Source organism: Enterobacter cloacae complex sp. SYL003, assembly GCF_049236925.1.
Taxonomy (GTDB): Bacteria; Pseudomonadota; Gammaproteobacteria; order Enterobacterales; family Enterobacteriaceae; genus Enterobacter; species Enterobacter intestinihominis.
Map to the genome: position 1 here is coordinate 376,980 of NZ_JBMKJK010000002.1, position 19,503 is coordinate 396,482.

At 51.8% G+C, this 19,503-nt stretch carries 16 protein-coding genes, 1 pseudogene and 1 riboswitch; of the genes and pseudogenes, 9 read left to right on the top strand and 8 right to left on the bottom strand.

Translation table 11 applies throughout. From position 1 onward, the window contains the following. Positions 1–38 precede the first annotated feature (38 nt). Positions 39–509 carry a DUF1456 family protein gene (locus ACOT1A_RS04325; protein ID WP_015572337.1) on the top strand — a complete coding sequence of 157 codons (471 nt, stop codon included), beginning with the start codon at positions 39–41 and terminating at the stop codon, positions 507–509. Positions 510–616: 107 nt separating this feature from the next. Here the strand turns inward: ACOT1A_RS04325 and metG are convergent, their stop codons facing one another. Next, positions 617–2,650, bottom strand: a complete 2,034-nt coding sequence (gene metG / locus ACOT1A_RS04330; RefSeq protein ID WP_023300575.1) for a methionine--tRNA ligase — start codon at positions 2,648–2,650, stop codon at positions 617–619. A 137-nt stretch (positions 2,651–2,787) separates the two neighbouring features. Here metG and apbC point away from each other — a divergent pair, with 137 nt between their 5' ends. Continuing rightward, the gene (gene apbC, locus ACOT1A_RS04335; protein WP_023300574.1) at positions 2,788–3,897 is read left to right on the top strand and encodes an iron-sulfur cluster carrier protein ApbC; all 1,110 of its coding nucleotides are present in this window, start codon (positions 2,788–2,790) and stop codon (positions 3,895–3,897) included. 89 nt (positions 3,898–3,986) lie between these two features. On the opposite strand, the gene ACOT1A_RS04340 is transcribed toward apbC, so the two are convergent. Both ACOT1A_RS04340 and ACOT1A_RS04345 read right to left on the bottom strand, forming a co-directional pair. Then, the gene (locus ACOT1A_RS04340) at positions 3,987–4,463 is read right to left on the bottom strand and encodes a GNAT family N-acetyltransferase (RefSeq protein ID WP_032622520.1); all 477 of its coding nucleotides are present in this window, start codon (positions 4,461–4,463) and stop codon (positions 3,987–3,989) included. Beyond that, positions 4,414–4,746 (bottom strand): RcnB family protein, encoded by a 333-nt coding sequence (locus tag ACOT1A_RS04345; protein WP_022648672.1) that lies wholly within the window; start codon positions 4,744–4,746, stop codon positions 4,414–4,416. The genes ACOT1A_RS04340 and ACOT1A_RS04345 overlap by 50 nt, the downstream gene beginning before the upstream one ends. Before the next feature lie 455 nt (positions 4,747–5,201). Here ACOT1A_RS04345 and ACOT1A_RS04350 point away from each other — a divergent pair, with 455 nt between their 5' ends. Genes ACOT1A_RS04350 through ACOT1A_RS04360 form a run of 3 tightly spaced genes read left to right on the top strand, consistent with a single transcriptional unit; the run spans position 5,202 to position 8,970 of the window. Continuing rightward, a complete protein-coding gene (locus tag ACOT1A_RS04350) occupies positions 5,202–6,332 on the top strand; it encodes a polysaccharide export protein (RefSeq protein ID WP_276169863.1) in 1,131 nt (376 codons plus the stop codon). Then, a complete protein-coding gene (locus ACOT1A_RS04355; RefSeq protein ID WP_022648670.1) occupies positions 6,332–6,781 on the top strand; it encodes a phosphotyrosine protein phosphatase in 450 nt (149 codons plus the stop codon). The genes ACOT1A_RS04350 and ACOT1A_RS04355 overlap by 1 nt, the downstream gene beginning before the upstream one ends. Then, a complete protein-coding gene (locus tag ACOT1A_RS04360) occupies positions 6,781–8,970 on the top strand; it encodes a polysaccharide biosynthesis tyrosine autokinase (RefSeq protein WP_421625506.1) in 2,190 nt (729 codons plus the stop codon). Before ACOT1A_RS04355 ends, ACOT1A_RS04360 begins: the two co-directional genes overlap by 1 nt. A 52-nt stretch (positions 8,971–9,022) precedes the next feature. On the opposite strand, the gene ACOT1A_RS04365 is transcribed toward ACOT1A_RS04360, so the two are convergent. The 4 genes from ACOT1A_RS04365 to ACOT1A_RS04380 all read right to left on the bottom strand — a co-directional run bounded on the left by ACOT1A_RS04365 (position 9,023) and on the right by ACOT1A_RS04380 (position 14,075). Beyond that, positions 9,023–10,489, bottom strand: coding sequence for a pyridoxal phosphate-dependent decarboxylase family protein (locus ACOT1A_RS04365; RefSeq protein WP_038416407.1), 1,467 nt, complete (start codon positions 10,487–10,489; stop codon positions 9,023–9,025). Between the two features lie 18 nt (positions 10,490–10,507). After that, positions 10,508–11,884, bottom strand: coding sequence for a diaminobutyrate--2-oxoglutarate transaminase (locus tag ACOT1A_RS04370; protein ID WP_032623920.1), 1,377 nt, complete (start codon positions 11,882–11,884; stop codon positions 10,508–10,510). 311 nt (positions 11,885–12,195) lie between these two features. Continuing rightward, a complete protein-coding gene (locus ACOT1A_RS04375) occupies positions 12,196–12,639 on the bottom strand; it encodes a hypothetical protein (protein ID WP_022648666.1) in 444 nt (147 codons plus the stop codon). A 206-nt stretch (positions 12,640–12,845) separates the two neighbouring features. Further along, the gene (locus ACOT1A_RS04380) at positions 12,846–14,075 is read right to left on the bottom strand and encodes a YadA C-terminal domain-containing protein (RefSeq protein WP_276169861.1); all 1,230 of its coding nucleotides are present in this window, start codon (positions 14,073–14,075) and stop codon (positions 12,846–12,848) included. A gap of 845 nt (positions 14,076–14,920) precedes the next feature. On the opposite strand from ACOT1A_RS04380, the gene ACOT1A_RS04385 reads away from it, so the two are divergent. Together ACOT1A_RS04385 and ACOT1A_RS04390 are read left to right on the top strand one after the other, a co-directional pair. After that, positions 14,921–16,162, top strand: a complete 1,242-nt coding sequence (locus ACOT1A_RS04385; protein ID WP_276169860.1) for a tyrosine-type recombinase/integrase — start codon at positions 14,921–14,923, stop codon at positions 16,160–16,162. Between the two features lie 166 nt (positions 16,163–16,328). Beyond that, complete coding sequence (locus ACOT1A_RS04390; protein ID WP_232934171.1) at positions 16,329–16,643, top strand: hypothetical protein; 315 nt, start codon at positions 16,329–16,331, stop codon at positions 16,641–16,643. On the opposite strand, the pseudogene ACOT1A_RS04395 reads toward ACOT1A_RS04390, so the two are convergent. After that, positions 16,640–17,446: pseudogene (locus ACOT1A_RS04395) on the bottom strand (DUF4225 domain-containing protein). The gene ACOT1A_RS04390 and the pseudogene ACOT1A_RS04395 sit on opposite strands and share 4 nt — an antisense overlap. 331 nt (positions 17,447–17,777) lie before the next feature. Then, positions 17,778–17,874: riboswitch (TPP riboswitch) on the top strand. A gap of 35 nt (positions 17,875–17,909) precedes the next feature. On the opposite strand from ACOT1A_RS04395, the gene thiM reads away from it, so the two are divergent. Both thiM and thiD read left to right on the top strand, forming a co-directional pair. After that, positions 17,910–18,680, top strand: a complete 771-nt coding sequence (gene thiM / locus ACOT1A_RS04400; protein ID WP_023306588.1) for a hydroxyethylthiazole kinase — start codon at positions 17,910–17,912, stop codon at positions 18,678–18,680. Then, complete coding sequence (thiD, locus tag ACOT1A_RS04405) at positions 18,677–19,477, top strand: bifunctional hydroxymethylpyrimidine kinase/phosphomethylpyrimidine kinase (protein ID WP_023300565.1); 801 nt, start codon at positions 18,677–18,679, stop codon at positions 19,475–19,477. The genes thiM and thiD overlap by 4 nt, the downstream gene beginning before the upstream one ends. Positions 19,478–19,503: the final 26 nt, after the last annotated feature.

The window sequence follows — 19,503 nt, forward strand, 5'->3', positions numbered from 1 at the left end:
CACTGCGCGCCATTGCATCATCGACATTCGAAGGCTCTATGCTAAGTAACGATATTCTTCGTAGCCTGCGCTACACCCTGAAAGCGAACAATAATGACATGGTGCGCATTCTTGCGCTCTCCGACATGGAATCCACGTCCGCCGGGTTCGACACCTGGATGACTAAAGAAGATGAAGAGGGTTTTGTTCGCTGCCCGGACATCATTCTGTCGGGCTTCCTGAACGGCCTGATCTACGACAAGCGCGGCAAAGATGAATCTGCGCCTGAGCTGGCGCTTGAGCGTCGGGTGAATAACAACACGGTGCTGAAAAAGCTGCGTATTGCGTTCTCCCTGAAAACTGACGACATTCTGGCGATCATGACCGAGCAGAAATTTCGCGTGTCGATGCCGGAAATCACCGCCATGATGCGCGCGCCGGATCATAAAAATTACCGCGAGTGTGGGGATCAGTTTCTGCGTTATTTCCTGCGTGGGTTGACGCAGCGGGTGCATAACCAGAAGGGGTGATTTTTAGCCGGGTGGCGGCCTCGCCTTACCCGGCTAAAAACTCGTTGGCCCGTGCAAGCGTAGCGCCGCCGGGCAAAAAAAAGCCGGATTCTCATCCGGCTTATTTATTACTTCACCTGCTGACCCGGCTTCGCGCCTTCGTCAGGGCTTAACAGGAAGATGTCTTTTCCGCCCGGGCCTGCGGCCATCACCATCCCTTCAGAGATGCCGAAGCGCATTTTACGCGGCGCCAGGTTTGCCACCATCACGGTCTGACGACCGATCAGCACCTGCGGATCAGGGTACGCGGAACGAATGCCGGAGAAGACGTTACGTTTCTCGCCGCCCAGATCCAGCGTCAGACGCAGCAGTTTGTCAGAACCTTCCACGAACTCCGCGTTTTCGATCAGCGCCACGCGCAGGTCGACTTTGGCGAAATCATCAAAGGTGATGGTCTCCTGTATCGGATCGTCCGCCAGCGGGCCGGTCACCGGCGCGGCAGCCGCTTTCACCTCTTCTTTTGATGCTTCCACCAGCGCGTCAACCTGTTTCATCTCGATGCGGTTATACAGCGCCTTGAAGGTGTTTACCTTGTGGCCGAGCAGCGGCTGCTGGATGGCATCCCAGGTCAGTTCGGTGTTCAGGAATGCTTCCGCGCGGGCTGCCAGCTGCGGCAGAACCGGCTTCAGCCAGGTCATCAGCACGCGGAACATGTTCAGACCCATGGTGCAGATCGCCTGCAAGTCGGCGTCGCGGCCTTCCTGTTTCGCCACCACCCACGGCGCCTGCTCGTCGACATATCGGTTGGCCACGTCTGCCAGCGCCATGATTTCGCGAATGGCTTTACCAAATTCACGACTTTCCCAGGCTTCGCCAACCGCAGCGGCGGCGTCGGTGAAGGTTTTATACAGCTCAGGATCGGCCAGTTCGGCAGAGAGCACGCCGTCAAAGCGTTTAGCGATAAAACCTGCGTTACGGGACGCCAGGTTCACCACCTTGTTGACGATGTCCGCGTTCACGCGCTGCACGAAATCTTCAAGATTCAGGTCGATATCGTCGATGCGGGAAGAGAGCTTCGCGGTGTAGTAGTAGCGCAGGCTATCCGCATCGAAGTGGTTCAGCCAGGTGCTGGCCTTAATAAACGTCCCGCGAGATTTGGACATCTTCGCGCCGTTGACCGTTACGTAGCCGTGTACGAACAGGTTAGTCGGCTTGCGGAAATTGCTGCCTTCAAGCATCGCTGGCCAGAACAGGCTGTGGAAGTAAACGATGTCTTTGCCGATGAAGTGGTACAGCTCGGCGGTGGAATCTTTCTTCCAGTACTCGTCGAAGCTTAGGGTATCGCCGCGCTTGTCACACAGGTTCTTGAAGGAGCCCATGTAGCCGATTGGCGCATCCAGCCAGACGTAGAAATATTTGCCCGGCGCGTTCGGGATTTCGAAGCCGAAGTATGGCGCATCGCGGGAGATATCCCACTGCTGCAGACCGGATTCAAACCACTCCTGCATCTTGTTCGCCACCTGCTCCTGCAGCGCGCCGCTGCGGGTCCACGCCTGCAGCATTTCGCTGAACGACGGAAGGTCGAAGAAGAAGTGCTCGGAGTCACGCATCACCGGCGTGGCGCCGGAAACCACGGATTTCGGCTCGATAAGCTCGGTCGGGCTGTAGGTCGCGCCACACACTTCGCAGTTATCGCCGTACTGGTCCGGAGATTTACATTTCGGACAGGTGCCTTTGACGAAACGGTCCGGCAGGAACATGCCTTTTTCCGGATCGTACAGCTGAGAGATGGTGCGGTTTTTAATGAAACCGTTCTCTTTCAGACGGGTGTAGATCAGCTCTGACAGCTCGCGGTTCTCGTCGCTGTGCGTGGAGTGATAGTTGTCATAGCTGATGTCAAAGCCAGCAAAATCGGTCTGATGCTCCTGACTCATTTCGGCGATCATCTGTTCCGGGGAAATTCCCAGCTGCTGCGCTTTCAGCATGATTGGGGTGCCGTGGGCATCGTCCGCACAGATGAAGTTCACCTCGTGGCCGCGCATTCGCTGGTAACGGACCCAGACATCAGCCTGGATATGCTCCAGCATGTGGCCGAGGTGGATTGAGCCGTTGGCGTACGGCAGGGCGCACGTTACCAGAATTTTTTTCGCGACTTGAGTCATAGTAGGCATTACTTCTTTTAACTGTGAAAAGGGTTTTCGATATTACCAAAAGGGGCATTATTAAGTAAGCACAAACCACGGCCTTTCAGGTAAACTTGTTCATCTAAGGTCTTATTCACAAGAACAAAGGAGTCGGGATGAGTTCTCAATCCCAGGCCAAATCACCGGAAGCCTTACGAGCAATGGTCGCCGGGACGCTGGCTAATTTTCAGCATCCAACCCTGAAGCACAATCTCACGACGCTGAAAGCGCTTCATCATGTCGCATGGCTGGACGATACGCTGCACATTGAGCTGCAGATGCCGTTCGTCTGGACCAGCGCCTTTGATGCCCTGAAAGAGCAAACCAGCTCTGAGCTGCTGCGCATTACTGGCGCAAAAGCAATTGACTGGAAGCTAAGCCACAGCATCGCCACGCTCAAGCGCGTGAAAAATCAGCCGGGCGTTAACGGCGTGAAGAACATCATCGCCGTCAGTTCTGGCAAGGGTGGGGTGGGTAAATCGTCGACCGCCGTGAACCTGGCGCTTGCTCTGGCGGCAGAAGGGGCGAAAGTCGGCATTCTGGATGCTGATATTTATGGCCCGTCCATTCCGAACATGCTGGGTGCTGAAAACCAGCGTCCAACTTCGCCGGACGGTACCCACATGGCGCCGATCGTGGCGCACGGTCTGGCGACCAACTCCATTGGTTACCTGGTCACGGACGATAACGCAATGGTCTGGCGCGGCCCGATGGCCAGCAAAGCGTTGCTGCAAATGTTGCAGGAGACAATGTGGCCTGACCTCGATTATCTGGTGCTGGACATGCCGCCGGGCACCGGTGATATCCAGCTGACGCTGGCGCAGAACATTCCGGTCACCGGCGCCGTCGTGGTCACCACGCCGCAGGATATCGCGCTGATCGACGCCAAAAAAGGCATCGTCATGTTCGAGAAGGTGGAGGTGCCGGTACTCGGCATCGTCGAAAACATGAGCATGCACATTTGCAGCAACTGTGGACACCATGAGCCGATCTTCGGTACCGGCGGTGCGGAGAAGCTGGCGGCGCAATATCACACCCAGCTGCTGGGGCAACTGCCGCTGCATATCACATTGCGTGAAGATCTGGATAGCGGTAAGCCGACGGTGGTCAGCCGTCCTGATAGCGAATTCACGGAAATCTATCGTCAGCTGGCGGGGCGCGTTGCGGCGCAACTGTATTGGCAGGGGGACGTGATCCCGAGTGAGATCGCCTTCCGCGCGGTATAACGCCTCTGCGCGTTAGTGCCGGGTGGCGGCTTCGCCTTACCCGGCCTACCTCGATTTTGTAGGTCAGGTAAGCGTAGCGCCACCTGACTTTACCCAAGCCGATAGTGCATCAAATAATACTCTCCTTCCGGAGAATCCCCCGTCGCCTCAATGTGCCAGCCGTGGCGCTGGTAAAACGCAACCGCCCGCTCATTCTTCACCAGACACTTCAGCGCGCCTGTACTGGTAAACGTCCTCTGTACTTGTTCCAGTAACAAACGGCCAACTCCCAGACGCTGATACTGCGGGTCGACAAACAGATTGTGCAAAAAGTTATCATTTTCCCAGACGGAGGCAAACCCTACCCGGTGACCGTCGTGAATCGCAACCCAGATCTGCTCGTCACGCGTTGCGGCGTCAAAATCCTCAAGCTGCCATTCAGAATTGTCCAGCCATGGCCAGGCCACGCGTCGTGCATGCAGGTACAGCGTGCGCAGAAATGGCCGGTCGTCCTCCTGCCAGGGCCGGATCATCGTATCAGCGGTGATAGAAAATATCTCCGTTATAGGCTTTGTAGATTTTGCCATCAGCATCGCCAATCAGAACGTAATTTTCACCCATGTAGGTCCAGTGCGTACCGGCATCGGGCGCGGGAAGGTTACGTAGCTGGTACTGTTTGATGGTGTACTCTGGCGTCTGATACTGCGCGGGCGCGGTATCGCCAATCTTAAATTTGGTGAAGTCGGCGATGAACTCCTGCTCTTCATAAGCCTTAATGCCGGAAGGCGCGGCGGCCGTTTGCGGGGCTGCGAATGCGGAGCCCGCCAGAGACAGTAATACACCCAGAAGCACCAATTTACGCTTAGCCATTTTTTCTCCAGTGATATCGTTACGGATACGCTTGTCTGCGGGGGACAGTGCGGCAGACAGCCCATTTTAAGTATCAAAACAGGGTGTGTTTGAAAAAAAATGTAACAAAAGTGAACGGTTTTGTGTAGTGCCAGCGGTTGTGAGTATTTTTGATATGAATGCGTGCTGACGGGAATAATTCATTGTAACTATCGTTTTGCTGAATTAATTCTGAAAATACATTGTTGCCGTAATTTTATAAACTGTAGATCGTGCTTTTTTTTGCCACAGGCTTTAAGATTTTCAGGAAGATTATATTTTAATTAATTGCCCGTCACAGATCGGGCAATTCGTGTCTTCACTTTTAGATTACGTTTTAGTATTCCCTTGAAAAGAAACTTATTTCAAGCGTGGGTTAGCGCAGGGCTGCGCCCCGTCGGGCGTTCGCTACGAGCAGGGATGATAAGTATATATAAATGAAAAACACAACAGCATTATCTGTAATATTCTTAGCAATAAGTCAGTTGGCGGGGTGCGTAATTTCTCCCGGCCAAACGTTAAGTTCCGCAGGCAAAATAATAATTGCGCCGGCTGATCTCAATAATAGTTTAGATAAACAAATCGAAATTTATCCACTTACGCCCGGATTAATTGAGAAACTACGTCCCGCAGCAGCTAAATCTCAGGCAAATCCTAATCTTGATGAGCAGGTCAAAAACTGGGAATACCGTATTGGAATCGGTGACATCCTGACGGTCACCGTCTGGGATCACCCGGAGCTGACTACGCCCGCGGGACAGTATCGCAGCGCAAGCGATACGGGAAACTGGGTCAATGCCGATGGCACGCTCTTTTATCCTTACGTAGGTAAACTGCACGTGGCGGGAAAAACGGTTTCCAGAGTGCGCGAGGAGATCACCGCGCGGCTGGATAACGTCATTGAAAGCCCTCAGGTCGACGTCAGCGTTGCCGCTTTCCGTTCGCAAAAAGCCTACGTTACGGGAGAAGTGGCGAAATCTGGCCAGCAGGCCATCACCAACATTCCGCTGACGGTTATGGATGCCGTTAATGCCGCAGGTGGGCTTACTGCTGATGCGGACTGGCGGAACGTGGTGCTGACTCACAACGGTCAGGATTCCCGAATTTCCCTGTATGCCCTGATGCAGCATGGCGATTTAACCCAGAATAAGCTGCTCAACCCTGGCGACATCTTGTTTATTCCCCGCAACGATGCGCTGAAAGTATTCGTGATGGGCGAAGTTGTTAAACAGAGCACGCTGAAGATGGATCGCAGCGGCATGACGTTGGCCGAAGCGCTCGGCAATGCCGGTGGCCTGGACCAGAATATGGCTGATGCGACGGGTATTTTTGTTATCCGCTCGGTACGCGAGTCCGGGAAAATTGCGAATATCTATCAACTGAATGCAAAAGACGCTTCGGCCATGGTGCTGGGCACCGAGTTTCAGCTTGAGCCTTACGACATTGTCTATGTCACCACTGCTCCACTCTCCCGCTGGAATCGCGTAATAACACAGCTTGTTCCGACAATCAGCGGGGTGCATGACCTCACCGAAACGGTTCGTTATATCAGATCGTGGCCGCAATAATGTTCGAATCAATACTCGTGGTATGTACCGGAAATGTCTGCCGTTCTCCGATTGGAGAACGGCTTTTGCGCCAGCACTTGCCCGACAGACACATCACCTCGGCGGGAATACTCGGCCTTGAGGGGTATCCGGCGGATGAGTGCGCCCAGGACGTGGCCTGGCGGCATGGGATCTCCCTCGACGGTCATGTGGCGCGCAGGCTGACACGCAGGCTGATGCAGGGATCCGATCTCATCCTGGTTATGGAGCCGGAACATCTTCGCTTCATTGCAGCCATGGCGCCGGAAAACAGGGGGAAGTCGCTGCTTTTTGGGCAGTGGCTGGAGCCGCAGGATATCCCAGACCCCTATCGTAAAAGCCGTGAAGCGTTTGAATATGTGTTCGGGCTATTGGGTAAAGCCAGCCAGGAATGGGCACGTCGTTTAGGACAGAAAGGAATAAAGCATTAATGTCGTCTTACACAACAGACAGTTATGGTGCAGGGGCACCCGAACAAAATGAAATCGATCTCGTTCGTTTGCTCGGCGAAATGATCGACCACCGCACGATGATATTGTGCGTGACTTTCCTTTTCACTTTATGCGCGGGCCTCTATGCCTGGGTTACGCCACCTGTTTATCAGGCGGATGCTATGGTGCAAATAGAAAGCAAACAGGATAACGGCCTGCTCAAAGGCTTGAGCCAGCTGGGCACCGATATTTCGCCGGATGTTGCCCCTGAAATTTTACTGTTGAAATCTCGCATGATCCTCGGCGAGACCGTCGACAAATTAGATCTGACGTATCAGGCAAAGCAGCGCGTTTTGCCTGTGGTGGGGCGTCTCTGGCAGCGTCTGCAAGGGCGTGGCCAGGGCAACATAACGTTAGGCGAACTCCAGATCCCGCAGGTGGAGGGCAAAGCGCAAGAACTCACGCTGACCGTACAGGAAGCGGGAAGGTATCACCTGACGGGCGAAAACATTGAGGCAGACGGCCAGGTTGGTAAAACGCTGGTTACGCAAGGGATCGTGCTGCGGGTGACCTCGATTGAGGCGACGCCAGGCACACAGTTTTCGCTTAAGTCGTTGACGCGCCTGGAGACGATCAATGCACTGAAGAAGCGTCTGACGGTTGTGGAATCGGAGAAACAGAGCGGTATTGTGACCTTAACCCTGACGGGTGAAGATCCTGACAAAATCGCCCGGGTGCTGAATGCGATTGCTGAAAATTATCTACAGCAAAATATCGCGCGCCAGGAGGCTCAGGATTCGCGTAGTCTGGATTTTTTACAGGAGCAGTTACCGAAAATCAGAGCGGACCTGGATCAGGCTGAAGCGCGGCTGAATGCCTACCGGGCGCAGCGCGACTCTGTGGATCTGTCTTTAGAGGCAAAATCCGTCCTGGATCAGGTTGTGAACGTTGAGAATCAGCTAAATGAGCTGACGTTCCGGGAGGCAGAAATTTCCCAGCTCTTTAAAAAGAGTCACCCTACTTACCGTGCATTGCAAGAAAAAAGACAAACCCTTGTGCGGGAACGGGATCGTCTTAATAACCGTGTGTCCTCTATGCCCTCCACGCAGCAGGAGATTTTACGCCTGAGCCGCGATGTTGAGTCGGGCCGCACGATTTATTTACAGCTTTTGACGCGTCAGCAGGAGCTGAATATTTCCCGCTCCAGCGCTGTCGGGAACGTGAGGATCATTGATGAGGCGGTTACACTCCCGGATCCGATAAAACCGCGAAAAGCGCTAATCATTGCGCTTGGTGCGCTGTTCGGGCTCATCCTTTCAATGGGGACCGTACTGGTACGTCAGGCGTTCAAACGTGGGATCACGCTTTCCGAACAGCTGGAAGCGCAGGGGATGCCGGTTCTGGCGACGTTACCACGTTCACAGTGGCTGTGGAGTAAAACGCATTTGCGCAGAAAAAATCCGTTTTCTCGTCGCTGGACACACAAAACCTCGGATGTACCTTTCCTGCCAGTCGATCGACCTGCTGATATGTTTGTTGAAGCGGTACGCGGGCTGCGAACCAGTCTGCATTTCACTATGATGGAGGCTGAGAATCGCATTGTGATGATTTCTGGCCCCACGCAGGACTGCGGAAAAACGCTGGTGGCGACGAACCTGGCGGCCATTGCCGGGCAGAGCGGTCAGCGTGCGCTGTTTATTGATGCGGATATGCGCCAGGGTTATGTGCATAATATTTTTGGCCTGGAGAACCGCCACGGATTATCCTGCCTGCTGGAGGGGAAGCGCGACTTTGGGGAGGTCATTCAGCATGCTGAAAAAGGGGGAATTGACGTCATCACCTGCGGCCCGGAACCCCTGCGTCCGTTAGAAATGCTGTTAAGCGAACGGTTCATTGACATCATGTCCTGGGTTAACGAGCAATATGACATTGTCATCATCGATACACCCCCAGTTCTTGCCGTCAATGATGCCGCGCTGGTTGCCAGAGCAGTCGGAACAACGCTAATGGTTGCCCGTTACGATAAAACCAGCGTGAAAGAGATTGAGAATACCGTTAAACGTCTACAGCACGTTGGCGTGAAGGTCAGCGGCACAATCCTCAACGATATTGTTAAATCCGCAGCGCTGTTTTACAGCTCGGGGTACAGCCAGTATGACTACGGTTATGCTTCGAGGAAAAAAGGATAGGGGCGTCAGGACGGGAAAATAAACCCTCTCCCGGATGGGAGAGGGAAAAGCATTACTTCGCCATCACTTCCTGCGCGGTACGCTCAACCAGAGACAGCAGGACTTTAACGTCCTCCAGCGTCACGGTTGGGTTCAGCAGGGTCAGCTTCAGGCAGGTGACGCCGTTATGCTCGGTCACCCCGACGTTTGCGCGGCCGGATTCCAGCAGCGCATCGCCAATTTTCTGGTTCAGCAGGGCGATACCGGCGTCATCCATCTGGGTCTGCGGACGGAAGCGGAACAGCACGCTTGCCAGCTGGGGTTGCATAACCAGTTCCAGAGCAGACTGCTCTTTTACGTAAGCCGCAACCTGCTGTGCCAGCGTCACGCCGTGATCGATAATTGCCGCGTATTGCTCCTGACCCAGCGCTTCCAGGCTCATCCACAGTTTCAGCGCGTCGAAACGACGGGTGGTTTGCAGAGATTTGGAAACCAGGTTAGGCACGCCCGCTTCTTCATCGAACTCGGAGTTCAGATAAGCTGCCTGATAGCGCATCAGCTCATAATGACGCGCTTCTTTCAGCAAGAAGGCACCGCAGCTGATGGTCTGGAAGAACTGCTTGTGGAAGTCCAGCGTTACGGAGTCCACAAGTTCAATGCCGTCCAGATAGTGACGATACTGCTCAGACATCAGCAGCGCGCCGCCCCAGGCCGCATCAACGTGTACCCAGATATTCTGTTTCGCAGCCAGCTCAGCAATAGCACGCAGCGGATCGATAGCACCCGCATCCGTCGTGCCGGCCGTGGCCACAATCGCCAGAATCTGTTCGCCGTTCGCGTTGCACTGTTCGATTTTCGCCGCCAGATCGGTGAGATCCATGCGGGAGAATTCATCAGTTTTCACCTGCACCACGGACTGGTAGCCCAGGCCCATCAGCGCCATGTTTTTCTGCACGGAGAAGTGGGCGTTTTCAGAGCACAGCACGCGAATTTTGCGCAGATCGCCCACCAGACCGTCCTGCTGTACCGAGTGGCCCTGACGCGCGAAGAACGCATCACGCGCCAGCATCAGGCCCATCAGGTTACTCTGGGTGCCGCCGCTGGTGAAGACGCCTGCGTCGCCAGCCTGATAACCCACGCGGGTACGCAGCCATTCGATCAGCTTGATCTCAATAATGGTTGCGGACGGGCTTTGATCCCAGGAGTCCATACTCTGGTTGGTGGCGTTAATCAGCACTTCCGCCGCCTGGCTTACGACCAGGCTTGGGCAGTGCAGGTGCGCCACGCACTGCGGGTGATGAACGGACAAACTGTCTTTCAGGAAGAACTCCACGGCGCGTTCAATCGCCGCTTCGTTGCCCAGCCCTTTCGGGTTGAAATCCAGCTTAATACGGTCGCGCAGCTCCGCGACCGTTTTGCCCTGGTACATCTCAGGTTGTTTCAGCCACTGCATCACAGCCTGAGTGCTTTGTTCAATCGCCTGCTGGTAAGCTTCAATGCTCTGGGCAGAGGAGAACAAAATTGGGTTTGAATCAGACATCGTAATCAACAACTCCGGTTACGCCGGGCGAACGCCCGCAGCAAGCAGTGCCTGCTCGAATTTATCCAGGAAGACTTTCAGCTCGTCATCGCTGATCAGCAGTGACGGCAGCAGACGCAGAACGATACCGTTACGGCCGCCACGCTCCAGAATCAGGCCTGCTTCGAAGCACTTCTTCTGGATCAGTGCAGACAGCTCGCCATCGCCCGGGAAGCAACCCATGTGGTCGGCGGCTTCATGTGGCTTAACGATTTCAATACCGATCATCATGCCCAGACCGCGAACGTGGCCGATCACCGGATAGCGTTTCGCCATCTCTTTCAGCTGGCCTTTCAGCCATTCGCCCTGTGCGGCAACTTTGCCCGCGATATTCTGGTCTTTCAGGATCTTCAGCGTCGTCAGACCGGTTGCCATCGCCAGCTGGTTGCCGCGGAAGGTACCGGTGTGGTGACCAGGCGCCCACGCATCGAACTGCTTCTTGATACCGAGCACAGCCAGTGGCAGACCGCCGCCAACTGCTTTGGACATCACGATGATGTCAGGCTCAATGCCTGCGTGTTCGAAGGCAAAGAATTTACCGGTACGGGCAAAGCCAGCCTGAACTTCGTCGAGGATCAGCAGAATGCCGTGTTCCTGAGTCACTTTACGGATGCGCTGCAACCACTCAGCCGGAGCCGGGTTCACGCCGCCTTCGCCCTGAACAGCTTCCAGGATCACCGCGGCAGGTTTACGCACGCCGCTTTCAACGTCGTTGATCAGGTTATCGAAGTAGTAGGTCAGCGCCTTCACGCCCGCTTCACCACCGATACCCAGTGGGCAGCGGTACTCGTGTGGGTAAGGCATGAACTGGACTTCTGGCATCATACCGTCAACCGCTTCTTTCGGAGACAGGTTACCGGTGACGGACAGTGCACCGTGGGTCATGCCGTGGTAACCACCAGAGAAACTGATGATACCGCTGCGACCGGTTACTTTTTTCGCCAGCTTCAGCGCCGCTTCAACGGCGTCAGCCCCGGACGGGCCAGTGAATTGCAGACAGTACTCTTTGCCCTGACCAGGCAACAGAGAGAGGAGGTATTCTGAAAACGCGTCTTTCAACGGCGTAGTCAGATCCAGGGTATGTAACGGCAAGCCGCTGGTAATGACATTTTGGATGCTTTTCAGCACATCAGGATGATTGTGGCCAAGCGCGAGGGTGCCTGCGCCTGCTAAACAGTCAAGGTATTCTTTATTATCTGCATCGGTGATCCACACGCCTTCTGCTTTCGTGATCGCTAAAGGCAGTTTGCGCGGATAACTCCTGACGTTAGATTCAAACTCGGCCTGACGGGCCAGATAGGTTTCGTTGCTTTTGTGGGCATCTACGGTGTCAATACGGACTTTATCCGTCATCATATCACTCCTACAACCGCCGCTTCGTTATGAGCAACGATTGAATAAAAAGTTAAAAAACAGATGGGGCCTGAAAAAAACGCCGCCAATATAGAGCCTTTTGTCACCGGGCTCAATGGTTAATTTGTTTACTGTTTTGTGACACAGGGCACAGGGGAGGGGATAACCTCATTTTCCGGCAAAAATATGCAGTTTATTCTCAATAAAAACAGTGGTTTATATATGGATTGTCAGCATTGTAAAATCAGATGAAAGAGTGTGGCAAATTGTGCGCCTAGCAGGCTAAAAGGAGGCGGAGAGCCTCCTTAGACTGTTTATTTTTGGGTAACGCGTAAAACGCCGTGTTCACGTCCCTTTGTTTTATTCCATGACGCGTCCGTAATACCGTTTTCATCCAGGCTTATCGATATCACAAAACCGTTACCATGGATCTCATAGAAATTCGCATTCAGACGTTTAACGCTGGCTTTTTTGCCGTTCACGGTAGCGCTAAAAAAGCCGTTAGAAAGGGTAGCGTTAACCGTATCCGACGAGAACGAGGCTTCGCGAAGGGGATCGTGAACGGATGCCGTTGGTTCGTGTTGTGCCGCGTTTTCCGCTTTGGTTTTGCTGATATCGCAAGATCCATCGCCAGCGCTAATTTGCGTGCATCCCGAGCGCTCTAACTGAGCACGATAGTGTGCGCTAATGGCGTGTGCAGGCGAAATACACCCAGCAAGTACGGCAGCGCTTAACACTAGCATCATTGATTTTTTCATTTTATCACCTTAAAAACGACACAAATAATAAGAAACGTACATAATGCCGATCCAGACCCCGACCGAAATAAGCAATAGATACAGGGCAGCTGAAATAAAAATGTGTTTGAGCATGTTATTGGCCATCATCATACTTTCCATCAGCGAAGTACTGTCGCCCTGAAAAGCTTCCTCTATTATGAATGTAGTCGAGTTACGTGTTTTTCTTAAAAGCCAATCCCGATGCCTGCGCCCATAGCAAGATCATTATTTGTAGAATCGCTTACGCCAGCTTTAACGATGGTGTTGCTACCAACGTGGAAGGATGCACCCACACTAACAGCTTGCTCGTCTTTAAAGCTACCTACACCAGCAGAGAACATGACAGCCTGTTCTTTCTCTACTTGAGGCATAGAGGCGATAGCTACAGCGCTAGCAGCACCTGAACGGGCTTCTTTCTTATTGCTATCAACTTCATCTTTCAGGCTCTTGAATTGAGAGTTAGTGTTAGCTTGCGCTTGTGCGAACACTTGTTGAGCAGCTTTCAGATCTTTAGCTTGTGCTGTAGTTTGGGTATTGAGTGACTTAACCAGATTGATAGTTTTAGTATCAACTTCTTTCTTAGTGATGGTAGTTGTGATTCCGTTAGAGCCAGCTTTACCTGCATCCCCTTTATCACCTTTAGCGCCAGTGTCGCCCTTATCACCTTTGATGGAATCTCCTTTATCTCCTTTCTCACCCTTAACACCTGGAGCACCATCTTTCCCAGCTATACCTTGTGCGCCTGTATCACCTTTTAAACCTTGCGCACCTGTTGCACCTGCAGCGCCTGTAGCACCCGTTGCCCCGTCTTTACCGTCAACACCATCTTTACCATTAACACCGTCTTTAGGTGGTGTTTGGTTCTCTAAAGCGGTGATCCGTTGATCATGGTTAATCAATACAGAACCTTGTAACGCGCTTTCATCTTGCAATGATTTAATATCGGAACCATTGTTAACAACACCTTGTAAAGCAGTGTCTGCTTTGTTTTTAATGTCATTAATCAAAATATTTTGTTTGTTGTCGGTGGAGGTCTGATCAGCTTTGTTGTCATCTACTTTCTGATTCAAAGTAGAGTTAAATTGTGCATTAGCATTAACACCAGCTTGAGCAGCATCAGCTTTATTTACAGCAGTGTTAGCAGTATCTTGCGCATTATTGATAGCAATGTTTGCCTTCTCAACATCCCCTTGCAGATTATAGATTTGTCCGTCTTGTTGAGTGTTGCTAGCCTTGATGTTATCAAGGTTATATGCGGTGTTGTTAGTCCCTTGAACCTGAATAAAAGTACCTGAATTGGTAACATTATCGTTAAGATTTACATTTACATCAGCAGCTTTAGCTACGTTCATTGTACCAGCAAAAAGAGCACCGATAATAGCGACAGCGATGACGGTTTCACTAACAGGTTTCATTTGAAATGACTCACAGTGTTTGGCAGATAAAATATACGCTAGCGATATTGCTAACGTTTGTTTAAGCAGAGCTGAATGGGTAAGTTTAAGTGTGTCGAATTTTATAGTTGTATTTAATATTTATGTTGGTAACGGAGCGAAACTATAGATATTTCGCGACGAGAAATATTGATTTTGATCATGTTTCTTATTAATGATAAGAATGATGAGAAATTATGCTCTTGCATTGTTTCTTCTTTAAAATCAATTTGTTGTGATACGCTTGCGAGGTGGCTTAATTTAACCTTATGATTTTTATGAAATTTTATTTTAACACTTATGCGGTTTTTATTTAAGAGATGGAAATTAAGGTTTACACGGGGGTTTTCAAATGAAAATCACGACCTTTAAAGCTGAAAGTAAACATTATCGAGTGGGTGTGTTTAAATAAAGGGCAAGATATTCTTCCGTAAGATTTTCAATGTAGACATTAAATAAAGATATTTTTAATGTGAATTCAATGTTAGTTATTTATTCAGTACAAATAATACCGGAAAATGAACAATAGAATTTCTCATTTTTTGTGTAACCTGAACCCGTCTGTACCTTATAAGGCAGTGAGATAAAGTGAAAATGGTTGTCAGCAGGCTCAACCGCGGGTACACTAAATAACAAAGTATTGTTTAAGCTTTTGTTTTATAGATGATTTGACTCGGGGTGCCCTTCCTTGTGAAGGCTGAGAAATACCCGTATTACCTGATCTGGATAATGCCAGCGTAGTCCTGGCAATTATCCAAGGTAAAATCAAAGGCTTATCTGCGATTTTCGAACCGTTTTGTTTAGCCGATCACATCGAGGCTCACGAAATGGGACACCAGACCATACGCTACACCATTAAACGTAACGGGGTTTATTACGTTCGTTTTCGCCTGCCTGATAATAAGTTTTTCCGTAAGTCGTTAGAGACTGACAGCCACACCCAGGCGCAGTTGCTCGTGTCTTTTGCTTCTCCTGTAATTCCACTGGTTCAACGTGGAACCATCCAACCGGATCACTTCGGTAAGCGTCTTTCCGAGTATGGCACTAGCCTGAAGCAGCAGAATGAACATTGGCTGGCGCACCAATTTCTCAGTGAAGAACGTCGCACTCTTCAGCCGATAGTTGTCCAGGAATACCGCGAGCTTGTTGCGCCTTCAGAAGATGAGGAAGAACAAACAGAAGCACAGTCAAAGGATGTGTTAACACTGGCTGGCGCCTGGAATATGTACAAAAAAGAGAAAGCCCAAAACTGGATGAAGGCAATTTCACAGGCCAATGAGCGCTTTATGGAAGTTGTTGAAAACTTGCCTAAGCGTGTAGTGCAGCCTTATCGGTCAATGACTGTTCAGCAACTGATCGAGTGTGATGATGTCCCGCCTGAAGATTTGGTTGTCGCTGAGTCTATCCACAAGCATTTGAAGATTTATAAATCGCTCTTCAAAACCTTCCTGACTGATAATAAAGATATTCTGGAGAAGTCTCCGACAGATGGAGTAGTCGCCGCACCGTCGAAAGCGAGGTTTGGAGCTTACAGTGCAGCGGAAATGAGAAAGTTTGTAGGGTGGGCGCTCAAGCAGCCTGACGGGTGGCAGAAGTGGATCACCTTGCTGTTGGCGTACACGGGAGCCAGAAGAGGGGAGATCGTCAAGCTGGAGAAATCACAAATCAAATTTGATGAAGTTAGCCAGCGGCACTATCTCCTGATCGCTGAAGGAGGACAGGGTAAAACCGAGTACGTTACAAGGCAGGTGCCGATCCATCCCAAACTGATCGAGTGGGGTTTCCTCGATTTTGTAAATCATCAATGGAAAGAGAAGATTTTCTCGCCTGTGTCTGGCAAGAATATGCCGAAGATCGGCAAAATTTTAGCCGATGTCCGCGATCAGCTTGGTATTCCGTACCGTGATGATTATGGACAGCGGCGGCTAGTTCACAGTGTCCGGCACACCATGATTTCAACCTGTTTAGCTGGCTGGGTGGGTAACTTGGCACATCTGCAACAGATGGTCGGTCATGAGAAGAGCGGCTCTGGTATTACCAGACGCTATTTGCACACCTTTCCGTTATGATCAGTTTGTTACGTGATAGATGGTTTGGCTTGGTTGTAACGTCTTGGTATTACCAGGACTAAGGAAAGGGCGGTAGAGTCTGCCGCAAAGTTTCGGCTGGATTGCTGTAAAGTTGATCAGTATGATTGTGTATACCATCGCCAGTTAAGAAATGCTGAGAGATAATATGGATGTTACAGAAGACGCCTTACTACGTTCTGGCTTTACTCAATCTGATGTACAGAAGATAAAAAACAACGTTGAAAGCTATGGCGGCACGTTGGGAGAGGCGATTCAGGATCTAGCTAATCGATTCAGGATAGTTCTTTGGATCTTTTGCGCTTTCACAGCAATGTTTCTTTGGGTAATTATTTCAAATGAAATAGAATATATCATATCAACCGGGATCGGTTTATTCATAGCAATGCTGATTGCTGTTTTTGTTCAACCGCCAGTCCTTTCTTACAAATCCTGGCGGTTCTGGAGAAAATACAGGGGCTAATGATTCGGTGATTCGGTGGAAAGCAGGTCAAAAATAACCTTAGCGTTGATACCGTAGCCTACTATTTTCATAGTTAACTTGGGGCGGCTCATTGTGTTGACTTGACGGTAGTAATCGTGGGGAAGCCAACGGAACAATCGCCAGGCACCTGCTTTTCGCGCTAATCCAACAATGCTGTAGATGTTTGCGCTTAGTGTTAGAGTGTTATAAAAAGCCAGACCAGATTCAGCCTTAAACCCCATAAACTGAGCAATATTAATCACTTTGTCAGCGACCACACCTTCAGAGTTAGATTGTCATTCAGATAAAAATTTATTCACTTCTTTAGTTATACCGTTAGCGCCATCTGCAACTAAGAGTGCACCAGCGAGGACTCCAATAGGGGTCATCGTCGAGATCATGATCATTCCGCCGTAGAAAACCATCCCTGAAAGCACCACATTCACAGCCGAAATCACATACCCGACTATCTTGTTATTTTCCCTGACAAACTCGACCTTTGCATAAAGTTGTGCGGCTCTGGTTCTTAACAGGCGTTCTTGTTCTTGTAGATTATCTCTTTCGGCACGCAGATTTTTGATGCATGCAATGCATTCTTCATCGGTTTTGGCCCGTCGTGCAGTTTCAAATTCTTTCTCTACGACCTGCCTTATCTCTTCGACAAACTTGATACGTGTAAGACCATTTTCCAAATAGAATGCTGACAGCCGGTTTGCTGTTTCGACGAGTTTACGGGCTTCCAGATTCACCATTGTATCTGACCATGTTCTGTTCCAGCCCCTGTCGAGCAGCGCGATATCCATTGAAGACTCCTTCCCAAAATGTGTCTGGTCATTTTACGTGCATCCCGGCTTTTTTGTACCTTAAACCGGTATTCCGTAATAGTGGCAAATAGCATTAGTCAGTAATACCGGGGCTGCACTTCCTGCGATCCTCAGTGTACCTGCATATTCTTATACTCGAGACGGCTTGAGTCTAAGAAAGGGATGGATACTTGTGTCACACAAACTGTCACTCATCCTGTCACTCACGGCTCTAAAGGGCCGCTTTTGCCGTTTACAAGTCTTCCCGCTGGCATTACTATCCTGACCAGGGATTAATGAGGAGCATTAATCGCAAGATTTTGATTTTGTTTTATTTGACTCGGGGTGCCCTTCCTTGTGAAGGCTGAGAAATACCCGTATTACCTGATCTGGATAATGCCAGCGTAGGGAAGTCAGATGCCTACCCGGTCATCGCTTCTTTCCGCACGGCAGGAGCGAAACCATGCAGCCTGACCTGCTCGACTCACACGTTTTACATCAATTCCGAACCCGTTCCCCGCTCACGCACTGTATGACCAACGATGTCGTGCAGACCTTCACCGCCAACGTTCTGCTCGCGCTCGGTGCTTCCCCGGCAATGGTGATCGAAGCCGAGGAAGCGGAACAGTTTGCCGCGCTTGCCGATGCCCTGCTCGTCAACGTTGGCACGCTCACCGCGCCGCGCGCCCAGTCGATGCGTCGGGCTATTGAGAGCGCGGTAGCCGCGGGCACACCCTGGGTTCTGGACCCCGTCGCGGTTGGCGCGCTGGCGTTCCGCACCCGTTTTTGCCAGCAAATATTATCCCTTAAACCTGCGGCCATTCGTGGCAACGCCTCCGAAATCCTCGCCCTTGCCGGAATGAGTGCGGGCGGACGTGGGGTCGATTCCACCGATACGGCAGCGAGCGCGTTGACCGCTGCGCAGGCGCTTGCCCGCCAGACCCACGCCGTTGTAGTCGTCACAGGGGAAGTGGATCACATCACCGACGGCCAGCGAACCCGTACGGTCGCGGGGGGCGACCCGCTGATGACCCGCGTGGTAGGAACTGGCTGTGCGCTCTCGGCGGTCGTCGCCGCCTGCTGCTCGCTGCCTGGCGACAGGCTTGATAACGCGGCGGCAGCCTGCGGCTTTATGAAGCGCGCAGGGTCAGTTGCCCTGACTCAAAGCCGGGGGCCTGGCAGCTTTGTCTCCGCGTTTCTGGACGCGCTTTACGCGCTGGAGGAACAGGTATGACGCGCATTAATGCCCTGACTATAGCGGGAACCGATCCCAGCGGCGGAGCGGGGATCCAGGCAGACCTGAAAACCTTCTCTGCGCTCGGCGCATACGGGTGCTCGGTTATCACCGCGCTGGTTGCGCAAAACACGCGCGGCGTACAGTCGGTGTATCGCATTGACCCGGATTTTGTCGCCGCGCAGCTGGATTCGGTATTCAGCGACGTACGTATCGACACCACCAAGATCGGCATGCTGGCAGAGGCGGACATTGTTGAAGCGGTCGCTGAACGTCTCAAACACTACCAGATAAAAAACGTGGTGCTTGATACCGTGATGCTGGCCAAAAGCGGCGATCCGCTGCTCTCCGCCTCGGCTGTCGACACCCTGCGTAAAAAGCTGCTGCCGCAGGTTGCGCTGATCACGCCAAACCTGCCTGAAGCCGCCGCGCTGCTGGATGCGCCACACGCGCAAAACGAACGTGAGATGAAAGAGCAGGGGAATGCGCTGCTGGCGATGGGGTGTCGCGCGGTGCTGATGAAAGGCGGCCATCTTGATGATGCAGAAAGCCCGGACTGGCTTTTCACCCACGATGGCACGCAACGTTTCACCGCGCCACGTGTCCAGACCAAAAACACCCATGGCACGGGCTGTACGCTCTCGGCGGCGCTGGCGGCGCTGCGTCCTCGTCACGCCACATGGGCGGATACGGTGCAGGAGGCGAAGGTCTGGCTCTCGGGCGCGCTGGCAAAAGCCGATTCTCTGGAAGTGGGTCACGGTATTGGTCCGGTTCACCATTTTCATGCATGGTGGTAAGCCGTATACTGGCATGAAACTCATGC